This is a genomic window from Parageobacillus sp. KH3-4 (assembly GCF_022846435.1).
GTDB lineage: Bacteria > Bacillota > Bacilli > Bacillales > Anoxybacillaceae > Parageobacillus > Parageobacillus thermoglucosidasius_A.
Genome location: NZ_AP025627.1, coordinates 2,333,384 through 2,345,256 on the forward strand (window position 1 = coordinate 2,333,384; position 11,873 = coordinate 2,345,256).

The following is an 11,873-nucleotide window of genomic DNA, read 5'->3' on the forward strand; positions in this document are numbered from 1 at the left end:
GACAGATTTCATCATGTACAAAAAAATTCATTTATGTCAATAAATCATGTTGATTCTCTATAATATTTTAATTTTCGGAAAAAAATAATTTAACTAATCTCATGTTATAATTGTCAAGTACTTATAACAAAAACATTTGTCTTTTTGAGGTGAACAAAATGGGGCATGCTGAACTAAAAAAAGTATTGGCTTTATCGCTGCAACATCTTTAGTCATCGGCACGGTCATTGGTTCCGGTATTTTCATGAAACCAGGCGTTGTTATCGCCGCTGCTGGTGATTCGACAATGGCCCTATGGGCATGGGCCATCGGTGGCATCATTACATTAGCGAGCGGTTTAACGATCGCAGAAGTGAGCGCAAAAATTCCGAAAACCGGAGGGTTGTATGCTTATATCGAAGAGGTGTACGGAAAGTTTTGGAGCTTTTTATGCGGATGGGTGCAAACAATCATCTACGGCCCAGCGGTGATCGGAGCGCTCGGATTATACTTTGGTTCGTTATTTGCAGGGGTGTTCGGTTTTCCAAAACAGGCGGAAACATGGATCGGCATTTTAGCTGTTCTTTTTCTTGCACTCATTAACATACTAGGAACACAATATGGCGGAGCAGTTCAAAGCTTGTTAACATTAGCAAAACTGCTTCCGATCTTCCTAATTATCGTGTTTGGAATGGTTCAAGGAGATGTGCCTGTGCTTGGAATGGAAAGTGAAAACAACCGAACAATCAGCATGGGCGCTGCTGTGTTAGCAACGCTTTGGGCATACGACGGCTGGATGAACGTCGGATTTGTGGCAGGCGAAATGAAAAATCCAGCAAAAACGTTACCAAAAGCTATTATTACTGGAATTGTCATTGTCACACTCTGCTACTTAGCTGTCAATATCGCTATCCTTCACGTGCTTCCTGCTAGTAAAATTGTTGAGCTTGGCCCGAACGCCGCAAAAGAAGCCGCGACGTTACTATTTGGCGATGTAGGCGGAAAAATGATTGCGATCGGCATTTTAATTTCTATCTTTGGTTGTTTAAATGGAAAAATTTTGACATTCCCTCGTATGCCGTTTGCGATGGCAGAAGATGGGCTGTTCCCTGGCGCTCGTTTCTTGACACGCGTTCACCCGACGTTTCACACTCCTGTTCAAGCAATCGTTTTACAAGTAGCGATCGCTGTGACTATGATGTTAATGACCAGCCCTGATCGCTTGAGTGATATTGCTATTTTTAGTGTTTTCTCCTTTTACGGCTTAGCATTTTACGCTGTATTTTTATTGCGGAAAAATCAAAAGCCTGATCATTCGTTATATAAAGTGCCTTTATATCCTGTAACGCCTGTTGTTGCGATCGCAGGAGCAATTTACATTATTGGAAGCACCGTCATCCATCAGCCGCTCGATGCTTTTCTTTCTGTGTTAATCACATTGTCGGGAATTCCTATTTATTGGAGTCTTACAACCAAACACAAAAATAAAACGGCGAAAAAAGCAAGCTAAACGAATACATACCTTCAAAACGCATTGGTTCACCTAAACAGCATTGACAACACAACGATCGAAAAAATGCAAAACCGCTAAACGGCCGCCGTTTAGCGGTTTTCTTCTTCAAAACAATGCAAATACTCCCCGTATCCTTCTTTATTTTAAGTTTCGGAATCCCTACTCTCGCAATACTCTCTGCCGCTCATACGTCAACGACCGGCCTGCCCTTTGGCCCATTTGGCCACTCGAAAACGACAACTTGTACTAGGCAAACAGCTGCAAAATGGCTTGGTCCGTCTGTTTCGTCAACTTGCGCTTTCCCGCGCCATTCAATGGACGTTCGTTGGTGATGACTTGCCGCATCCGGCGTTGGAATACTCGGTACACGACGAGCGCTAACAAAAACAGATAACCCAACGCCAGCACCCGTTTCGGTTTCTTTACGTAAATTTTATCTGTAAAAAACAGATCCTTTAACGTTCACTTGCCCCTCATAGAGGGCTAAAATCTCCTTTCTGTCCATGGTTTTGCCCTGCCACTCAGCCGGAACGGCCATAACGGAGGCAAAACGGGAAGCACGGCGTGCATGAATTTTACTAAAGAGCGCAAACGGAATCGTTCATGATGAAAGAAGTTCGAGCATAGGCAAGAGGAATTTGATCTTTCTCGCCAAGAAAAACAGACATTATTTTATCATAGCGGAGAACATGTTTCATTTGTGAGACTAATTTGAAAACGTAATCTCACTTTATTATTTGATATAGCTGTTAGATTGAAAATAGAAAAACCTTGAAAGGCATAAAGCCAATCAAGGTTTTTTGATTTATCTTTACTCATTTGATTTATTTTTTAGTCTTGTTAAAAATTATTTCTTAATTTTAATTCTCTCATCTTAGAATCATCAATTTTATTATCTTCCTCAACTCTCTAAATCTGCCCCAATATACGTTACTCCACAACTTGTTAAGTGTATTATTTTGAGTGCTTGCATTTCATGATTCCAAAAATAACTTTTAACCAAAGTAACTCATCATTTTATAGTACAGGAATTTCTATTCAGCTTTTCTCCATAGCGGTCGAGCCAATGAATCAGTTCGTCTGTAAGCTCGCGGATGGTGGCGGAACCGATTCCGGGAATCTCTATCACGAGAGAGGGGAGTTCCCAGGAAAGCGAGGTTCTCGCACGCTGACAGGCGTCTTCCGCATCGGGGACATGCTCAGCTACAGTTTCCAGCTCTTCCGGATTGACTCAAATCGTCGTCATTGCAGCTTCTCTTATCTTGTGCCAATTTGGGGAATTTTCCTGCTTCGCTATTAAAAAGGATCATTCGTAATGATGGACGTATACGTTACTTCAATGTGTAATATTATTACATTATCTTATTAAAGCGGTTAAGCAAATAAAAATCCCAGACGAGTAATTACTCGTTTGGGATGGGCTATAGGAGTATCAATCATCGCCGTACATAAGGTCATCTAACAACTCATTTTGAGCTTGAATTTCTTTAAATCTGTTTAACCTGTTCATTAAATACTTAATAGAAACTTCCTTATCACTCGATATTTCCTCTTCGTAAATTTTTATCTTCACTCCATTATTTGTTAAATCAGTAATGAGTTTCTCAAGTTTAGCGTCATCATCCTCATTTTTGAATAAGTCACATTCAAAAATGGGACTACTATTCTCTATTCTATTTTTTATATCACCAAGACCTAAGTTAGTATATTTTTTTACCATCGCCAAATGCTTTGTTTGAACAGTATTTTTGTCTAGTAATACTAGTATTTTTGACAATTAAATAACCTCCTTTCAATATCAACGATTAAAAATCATTTGGAATTGAATCGTTTATTGGTCTCCCAGGAAGACTATCTCGATAATTACCACCATGCCAACGATACAAGTGTTCTCTAAAAGTAACTGGATAAATAATTTCCCCTTTGTCAGCTATTTGTGGATACTTAGAAGCACTATATGCATGATGACCAATTATAGGCTTTCCATTGTGTTTTGGTATATTTCCATTCAAAATGTCTTTGATTTGTTCTGGCGTCCAATTTCTAGTCGGATTACCGTTCATTACCCGAACTTTTTCTTGTTCCCAAAAATTATCTACACCCCTATCCCTTCTTCTTTTAAACCTCTTGTTCCATTCCAATTGTTTCCATTCTTCTCGTGTTATTGTTCTATTTTTGACCTTTTCATTTAATATCTTCATTTTCTTACTACCCATAATCTTGTACGGTGTTTCCCTTGGGGTTAAATCCAAATTTTTTGCTCTTTCTGCTATAATATCGGCCTCATTTTTTACTACCTTATCGCCTACAGCATTTCCCTTATCCACCACACCATCCACCGCTTGACTCATCGAAAAGCGCACCGAGCTGGCGGATTCTTCAGCGATTCCTATCACCCGTCCACTTGGCACCACTCCAACTCCATCGGCGGCTAGCCGCGGTCCCTGCAGGACAGAGCCAACATTTTCGTGAAAGTTCTCCCATTGCTGTTTGAATGACCGGATTGTTTCGGTGATTGGTCCTTTGATGACTTGGTGATAGATCGTTTGGAAGAACGGTTTGATTTTATTATAATTGAGGACGTTTTTTGTTTGCGAGACCAATTTGGAAACATCCACCGCTGTTTCCGCCGCTTTCGCTCCTTTGATCACGGCTTTACCGGCGACACCCGCTCCTTTGGCTGGAGGAATGACGGACAACAATAACATTCCTCCCGCAACCAGGCGGTCCCATCCTGAAATCCGTTCTCCAGTCACTGGATCGTATTCTCCAAATAATCGCTGCAAGTCATACCAGCCAAGAAGCTCTAAGCCGAATTCTTTTATGTTGTCGGCAAGCGTTTGGTCTGCCTGTCTGATGGACGCGGCCGTCTGATACAGCAGTTCCTCCGCTTCATTCAGCTTTTCTCCATAGCGGTCGAGCCAATGAATCAGTTCGTCTGTAAGCTCGCGGATGGCGGCAGAGCCGATGCCGGGAATCTCCATGGCTAAAGAAGGCAGTGTCCAAGAAAGAGAGGTCCGCGCACGACGGCAGGCTTCTTCTGCATCGGGGATATGCTTTGCTACTATTTCCAGCTCTTCTGGTTTGACTCGAATCGTCGTCATTGCCGTTCCTCTATCTTTCGACGAATTTGGGCGATTTCCCTGCTTATTTCATAAAGAAGACCATCTGCCGTTGCATCAATCATTTGCCGCAAGTTCCCGGATATCGGCTCATGCGCTTTCCCCGGCTCTCCTTGCCAATGCGGGACATTCTCGGCACTTGCGTGATAAAATGCATGAGTCCCATGTCGAAATTCCCCGATTGCTTCTTCGACCTGCCCCTGATAAGACTTAAGATAATCCATCATCGCCTCATAGGCCCTGCGTTTCACTTCTTGTTCGATCGATTCCGATAAAGACGCCATCTTGATTTCCTCCCCCCATTTACATGCCATTTAAATGGTAACATAGGGAAAATAAGGATAAATCATGATATATTCCTGTTTTTCCAGATGACAACAGGGACTTTTTTCTTATCTATCTGACATGTTAAACATGCCAAAGTTCCTTCGAAAACAACCTGTTTACGGAACAAACTTTTTCATGCGTGGAACGATTATCGTGAAGAGGAGGAACAGAAAGCCGAAAATGAAAAAGCCGGACAGCCATGACAGAAACGGATGGTATTTTTCGACTCATCCACGGTTGACGAGATGGAATAGATTGGATTGAAGTGTAAAAAACGACTGTAGTTTTTCCGCTTTGGCGTCCTTCCGCGTTGCCTGACGGTGCACAAAATAAGATTTGACTTTTATTTCCGATGTAATTATAATGGTTACAACTAGAGGTTGAAACACATAAAAAGTTAGCAATCACTTCTCCAACATAGTCTATATCTTGAAAATCGGCTCTTTGAAGAGCTAATTTTTTCATGTCAGTTGTAACCGATTTGGTTATAACAATGCCTATTTTTGTGCGCGTTGTAACCAATTTGGTTATAACAGCATTTAGTGCCCGTTGTTATCAAGATTTACTCTCAAAAATTTATGAAAAGAAGGGGAAGATGTTTATGTCAATTGCGGTTACTGGCGCTACTGGTCAACTCGGAGGTCTTGTGATTCAACATTTGCTCAAAAAAGTGCCAGCAAGTCAAATCATTGCCATTGCCCGTAATGTGGAAAAAGCCTCCTCTCTTGCCGATCTAGGAATTGAAGTTCGCCAAGGGGATTATCTGGAACCAGAATCTCTGCAAAAAGCTTTTGCTGGCGCTTCCAAGCTGCTCTTTATCTCCAGTCCAGACACTGATGATACGCTGCGTATCGTTCAACATGCAAATGTCGTAAAAGCAGCCAGAGATGCAGGGGTAAAACATATTGCTTATACCGGATATGCTTTTGCTGAAGAGGCAATATTACCGCTTGCCCATGTTCATTTAGCTACGGAATATGCCATTCGCACCACTAACATTCCGTATACTTTCTTACGCAATGCCTTATATACGGAACTTTTTATAAACGAAGGGCTGCGCGCATCCGTAGAGTCTGGAGCAGTGGTGACGAATACAGGAAGTGGAAGAATTAATTCGGTAACCCGCAATGATCTTGCCTTGGCTGCCGCGGCGGTTCTTACAGAGGAAGGACATGAAAACAAAACGTATAACCTGGTTTCCAATCAACCGTGGAACTTTGACGATCTAGCGCAAATTCTCTCTGAAGTTTCCGGCAAAAAAGTTGTGCACCAGTCCGTTTCATTTGAAGAAGAGAAAAATATTCTCGTAAACGCTGGCGTTCCTGAACCTTTTGCTGAACTTACGGCAGCGATTTATGACGCGGTTTCTAAAGGCGAAACGTCTAAAACGTCAGATGATCTGCAAAAACTTATCGGATCCTTAACACCTCTTAAAGAAACCGTAAAACAAGCTTTGCAAATGTAAAGATACTTGTACTGCAATAAGTGGAAGAAAAACAGGTCACCTAGCGGTATATCCAACATGTGACCTGTTTTTTACTTGTTCTGGGTGAATAAATTAAAAGGAAAATACATTTTGTTTCTTTCAGCTTTCCTAAATCTACTAAAAATTACTCAAAAGTCATCAAACTTTTCAATTACTTCTGCTATCGTTAGCTCATGCAGAATTTCATTCATTATAGGATCTTTCATCGGAGAAAATGCTATTGGCTGTACACTCGTTTATGGCTTCCGATTTGTCTGCTGGCATAGTTGAGCAGCAATCTTTCCTCCGTGTCGTGAATTCCTTCTGCTAGTTTCCTCCCGCTCACATAGTTGGTATACACATGTGATTGAATATCTTCCTATCATCGATCCCTACAAATTATAATGAAGGAAACTAATTGCCAAAAAACAATATGCTCCCTATCCTAAAAAACCCCCACTTTTTTAACGAAGCGGGGGAGTTCCTATGTGCTTATGAAAACAGTTTGATTAAATATCCTAACAAAATCCCAACAATTCCAAAATCCGAATCTCCGAACGTCGTCCCTTCAAATCCGAGCGAGCCAAGAACTGGGAGCAAAAGTGCCGGCAAGAAGGAAATTAAAATTCCGTTGGCAAATGCCCCGAAAATGGCGCCCCTTCTACCACCTGTAGCGTTGCCGAATACGCCGGCAGCTGCTCCTGTGAAAAAGTGCGGAATTAGCCCAGGAACAATGACTTTTAAGCCGACGAGCGGCAAAATAAACATCGAAATAATCCCCGCGGCAAAGCTGGATAAAAAACCGACGATGACGGCATTTGGGGCGTAAGGAAATACAGCCGGACAGTCGAGCGCTGGCTTGGCGTCTTGCACCACTTTATCCGCAATCCCCTTAAACGCCGGGACAATTTCAGCTATGAGCATCCGTACTCCCGCCAATACGACGTATACCCCTGCGGCAAATGTAATTCCTTGCATCAGGGAGAAGACAAGGAAGTTCACGCCGCCGCTTAACTCTTTCTCTATAAATTGCTTTCCAGCAAATGGAGCGACAATGAAGAATAAGATGACCATTGTCAGGGACATCGCAACCGATGTATCGCGAAGGAATCCTAATGATTTCGGCACTTTAATATCTTCCGTGGATTGCGCTTTGTTTCCAAGACGCTTTCCGATCCACGCCGAAGTAAAATAACCGATGGAGCCGAAATGGCCTAAAGCGATTTGGTCCGTTCCCGTAACTTCCCGCATGTAAGGTTGAAGAATCGCCGGCATCAACACCATCAAACTTCCAAGAATAATTGAACCAACGATGACAAGCGGAACTCCAGTGACTCCACCAGTAGCAAATACAGCGGAAATTAAGCAAGCCATGAATAACGTATGATGCCCAGTTAAGAAAATATATTTAAAACGAGTAAATCGCGCAATGAGAATATTGACAATCATTCCAAATAACATAATCATCGCAGTTTCTTTACCGAACGTTTGTTGGGCAATGGCAACAATCGCCTCGTTATTCGGAATCACTCCTTTAATATGGAAGGCTTTTTCAAACATTTTCCCAAAAACGTTTAACGAGCCGATTAAAATGTTGGCACCGCCGCTGAGAATAACAAATCCCATAATTGTTTTTAGCGTGCCGGAGACGATATCAGGAAAGCTTTTCTTTTGCAGCAACAGACCAAGGAACGCAAACAATCCGACTAAAATCGCCGGCGAGCCTAATATATCCTTCATAATGAAATCAAACATCACTCATTTGCCTCCTCTTTATTTTCAGAAGTTTTAGGAATGTTACTTTTTTATCTAAAAATCTCTTTCTTGTTTTCTCATTCTTTCGTATACTTTTAAAAGGGAAAGTTTTTTCTTTCTTTTATGCAGGCGAGCCGCCTGCCTTTTTTATTACTCACAAATGTTTTTTTAGTGCCTCTCTTAATTCATCAAGATCAAGAATGTTTGTCAGTTTGGCCACATTGCGCGTGCCGTCATCAAGTGCCTCGACTAAATCTTTTGCCCCTAAATACAGATCTGCTTTTTCTGTTTTGCTCGTTGCTAAATCAGTATGGGAAACTTCAGCTTCAATTCCCATCTCTTTCAACACGTTTTTGACATTCATTTCGATGATAAAACTGCTTCCCAGCCCATTTCCGCAAACAACGAGAATTTTTTTCATTTTTTTGTACCTCCTTGCTTTTATCTCTTATTTAATGAGAATATGCTTCGATTAATGTGAGTACTTCTTCTATCGAAGTGGCCGAGAACAATACACGCATATTTTCTTTATCGGATAATAATTTTGTCAGCTGCGATAGCGCTTTTAAATGTGTTTCATTATCGATGGCAGCTAAAACGATTAAAATATATACCCGATGCTCTTCTTTTTCGGAGAATAGGCAGCCATTTTTGATTCTAAGAAAGCTCATGCCAATTTTCTTTACTCCCTGTTCCGGCCGGGCATGTGGCAAAGCCACTCCTGGTGTAATCACGATATAAGGCCCCAATTTCTTCACATTGTCAATCATCGCTTGAATGTATGCGTTTGTAATATAACCGCCATCCAATAACGGTTTCGCAGCAAGCGCAATCGCTTCTTTCCAATCACCTACCTCTTCTACAAACTGAATGCATTGTTTTGTAAGCAAATCTTTCAGCATCGGTTTTTTCAAAATCTCCTTTCTTTTGCTTTGACTAATATATTCATGCAGCTCTTGAATTAATGCTTTTTCATTGATGATCGTTGCATGTTTTTTAACGATTTCCAATAATGCTTCGACCGATAGAGTTTTCGTTTCAGACAGTCCATTTGTTTCCCTTAAAAGCAACATTTTATCCGCAGCGGTTAAAATAGGGCGAACGATATAAACGGGAACATCCCGCGGTCCTAACGGAATGGTTGTAACAACAAAATCAACATGTTCCAGAGAATAAGCCTGGTATTCTCTTGCCGAAATGATGTCAATGACATCAACGGTTGGTAATAGTTCTTCAATTTGTTTTTGTAAAATTCGCGATGTGCCAATGCCGCTTTCACACACAATGAGCGCTTTTTTCCGATTCGGAACAGATACCCCTTCTCTGTCAAGCCATCCACCGAAATGCATTGCGATATAAGCGATTTCATCGTCGCCTATGGATTGGCCGACAACGTTTTCGACATGATGAACAACTTTTTTCGTTAAAGTGAAAATGTCATGATAATTTGCTTTAACAGATTGGGTTAATTCATTTTGCAAATGAAGTCCATATTTCAGTCGGTAATAGGCTGGCTTCATATGAATCAATAAATTTTTTTCCAACTCTTCACGATGTTTGAATTGTACACAAGCATACTTTTGAAAATCATCGACCATGTTTTTGATTATTTGTTTCAAAGTGGCAATTTCATTATTTTGATCGATTTGCTTATCATCTGTGACTCTTGAACCTAAAAGATAAGTTGTTAGATAACAAATTTCATCTTGAGGAACATCAACTCGGAAAACGTTTTCAATTTGAGTAATGATATGATGAGCCGTTTTGTATTCCCTAGTCGACTGCAGCACTTCTTTTTCCTGCTCATCCATTTGAATATATTTACCACGAATCCATCGCTTCAGAAAAATAGAAAGATAAACCGTTAATGTGTGAATAACATCATTCGTATAACGAATGGCAGAAAATGTTTCTGATTGGCGAATAATATTCTTGATCGGTAATATGTGTCCACCAAGCAACTCAGAACATAGACGTTCATAGCCAACAGTTGCCAAAAGCTGTGCGGCATGATGCACGATCGCCTTCCGTTTTTGCTTCTCTTCGCCAATAACGAAATATCCTTGCTTACGATGGAATGCTAATTCCAATTGAAACAGCTGCCATTCCGATTTGAGTTTCTTGACATCATTCAATAAAGTACTTCGGCTCACTTGCAGTTTCTCTAACAAGTCGTGTAAAAAAATTGGACCGCTGCGGATAAAAATCAGTAATCCAATCCATGCTTTTCTTTCGTCCGAAGAATACTCGTAATGTCGAATTGGCTGCATTGTTTGCAATGCTGCACTAATTTTCTTTTTGGCTTGATCGTCCAAGTAAAAACCGAGATCGCGCACATGTTTCAGCGGCGAAAAGCCTTGGCTTCGCAGCCAATCATTTATTTTTTGCATATCGTAGTAAACCGTTCGCTTTGAAACTTGCATGGACTGAGCGAGCTTGTCTGTAGTGACGTGAGTGGAAGAACTAAGCAACATATTTAAAATTTGGACACAACGGGCATTGAGTATCATGCTGGAGCGCTCCTTCATTCCATCGTGCAAACCATCATATACTCTAATAGAAGAATCTAGACCCTTCTTACTGTTCATTATATTGAATTTTCGACAAAAGATAAGCCCGAATGTTGTGAGCAGAACTGTGCAAAACATGGACTGATGGACAATAAAAAACTACATTCGCTAACAGATTTACAAACCATTTTTCGTACTATATTGATCAATCTCGAGGGATCTGCAACCGAGTTAAAAGTAATTTTCTTTTCTGTCGTTTCGTGGTGCGGTTGAACCTAAGAATAGAAAAAGTCATTGACAAAATAAAAACCACTTGCTACCATATATCCAAGTAATCCTATCTGAATTTTAATATTTTTTTATGAAAATCCATAAGAAGGAGGATGGGAATGAGCAACAAATTGGTATATAAAAAGCACATACTTACTAGAGGAATTTCGATAATCAGCATCACCTTAATATTAATCGTTTGGACAGTAAGTACAAATTTAAAATGGGTGGATCCTGTTTTTCTCCCAACTCCCCAGTCTGTTTGGAAAGCATTTTTAGAGTTAATAAGAGATGGATATAAAGGTGCTTCGTTAAGCACTCATATACTAAATAGTTTGTACAGATTGTTTTTAGCCCTAATTTTAGCAGTTTTCACGGCCGTGCCATTGGGGATTTTTTGCGGAATTTCAAAATATATACTTGCTATTTTTGATCCGATTATTGAATTTTACCGACCACTTCCTCCATTAGCCTACTACGCCTTACTTGTTTTATGGTTAGGAATTGATGATAAATCGAAAGTTGCGCTTTTATTTTTAAGTGCTTTTGCTCCCTTGTTTATTTCCACTGTATCTAGTGTACAGCGCGTCCCACAAGAGCGTATAAATGGAGCATTGTCTTTAGGGGCTTCAAAACCGAAAGTCCTATTATACATAATCCTCCCATCTTGCTTGCCGGACATCATAACAGGATTTCGTACAGCCATCGGCGTTACGTATGCTACATTAGTTGCTGCTGAAATGGTAGCGGCTACCTCAGGGATTGGCTGGATGGTATTAGATGCGAGTAAATATTTGAGAAGCGATATTGTTTTTGTAGGAATCATTCTAATGGGAGGAATCGCCATTCTTATGGATGGCATCATTAGATTGTATCAGCATATTCAATTCTCTTGGGTTGGAAAACAAGATTAACAAAGTGTATCAATTATA

General features: G+C 40.6%; 9 protein-coding genes and 2 pseudogenes. 3 read left to right on the forward strand and 8 right to left on the reverse strand.

All coding sequences use genetic code 11. The features are described from left to right. Positions 1-244 precede the first annotated feature (244 nt). A complete protein-coding gene (locus tag MWM02_RS11835; protein ID WP_275973735.1) occupies positions 245-1,489 on the forward strand; it encodes an APC family permease in 1,245 nt (414 codons plus the stop codon). Positions 1,490-1,651: 162 nt separating this feature from the next. Here MWM02_RS11835 and MWM02_RS19670 read toward each other — a convergent pair. From MWM02_RS19670 to MWM02_RS11860, 5 genes and pseudogenes are all read right to left on the reverse strand, one after another. Continuing rightward, positions 1,652-2,057, reverse strand: a pseudogene (locus tag MWM02_RS19670) (IS1634 family transposase); the annotation flags it as partial. 471 nt (positions 2,058-2,528) lie between these two features. Further along, positions 2,529-2,708: pseudogene (locus MWM02_RS11845) on the reverse strand (EndoU domain-containing protein); the annotation flags it as partial. A gap of 216 nt (positions 2,709-2,924) precedes the next feature. Further along, positions 2,925-3,269 (reverse strand): hypothetical protein, encoded by a 345-nt coding sequence (locus MWM02_RS11850; RefSeq protein ID WP_064551988.1) that lies wholly within the window; start codon positions 3,267-3,269, stop codon positions 2,925-2,927. A gap of 28 nt (positions 3,270-3,297) precedes the next feature. Then, positions 3,298-4,596 carry a pre-toxin TG domain-containing protein gene (locus MWM02_RS11855; protein WP_244402097.1) on the reverse strand — a complete coding sequence of 433 codons (1,299 nt, stop codon included), beginning with the start codon at positions 4,594-4,596 and terminating at the stop codon, positions 3,298-3,300. Continuing rightward, positions 4,593-4,898 (reverse strand): DUF5082 domain-containing protein, encoded by a 306-nt coding sequence (locus MWM02_RS11860; protein ID WP_244402098.1) that lies wholly within the window; start codon positions 4,896-4,898, stop codon positions 4,593-4,595. Before MWM02_RS11860 ends, MWM02_RS11855 begins: the two co-directional genes overlap by 4 nt. A 644-nt stretch (positions 4,899-5,542) precedes the next feature. On the opposite strand from MWM02_RS11860, the gene MWM02_RS11865 reads away from it, so the two are divergent. Beyond that, positions 5,543-6,406: an SDR family oxidoreductase gene (locus MWM02_RS11865; protein WP_244403623.1), complete on the forward strand. Its 864-nt coding sequence runs from the start codon at positions 5,543-5,545 to the stop codon at positions 6,404-6,406. Between the two features lie 492 nt (positions 6,407-6,898). Here MWM02_RS11865 and MWM02_RS11870 read toward each other — a convergent pair whose 3' ends face one another. The 3 genes from MWM02_RS11870 to MWM02_RS11880 form a co-directional block, all read right to left on the reverse strand. After that, complete coding sequence (locus tag MWM02_RS11870; protein WP_064550800.1) at positions 6,899-8,161, reverse strand: PTS ascorbate transporter subunit IIC; 1,263 nt, start codon at positions 8,159-8,161, stop codon at positions 6,899-6,901. A gap of 154 nt (positions 8,162-8,315) precedes the next feature. After that, positions 8,316-8,582 carry a PTS sugar transporter subunit IIB gene (locus tag MWM02_RS11875; RefSeq protein WP_003251279.1) on the reverse strand — a complete coding sequence of 89 codons (267 nt, stop codon included), beginning with the start codon at positions 8,580-8,582 and terminating at the stop codon, positions 8,316-8,318. A gap of 31 nt (positions 8,583-8,613) precedes the next feature. Further along, the gene (locus MWM02_RS11880; RefSeq protein WP_244402099.1) at positions 8,614-10,671 is read right to left on the reverse strand and encodes a BglG family transcription antiterminator; all 2,058 of its coding nucleotides are present in this window, start codon (positions 10,669-10,671) and stop codon (positions 8,614-8,616) included. A gap of 389 nt (positions 10,672-11,060) precedes the next feature. On the opposite strand from MWM02_RS11880, the gene MWM02_RS11885 reads away from it, so the two are divergent. Then, positions 11,061-11,855: an ABC transporter permease gene (locus MWM02_RS11885; protein ID WP_003251282.1), complete on the forward strand. Its 795-nt coding sequence runs from the start codon at positions 11,061-11,063 to the stop codon at positions 11,853-11,855. Positions 11,856-11,873 lie beyond the last annotated feature (18 nt).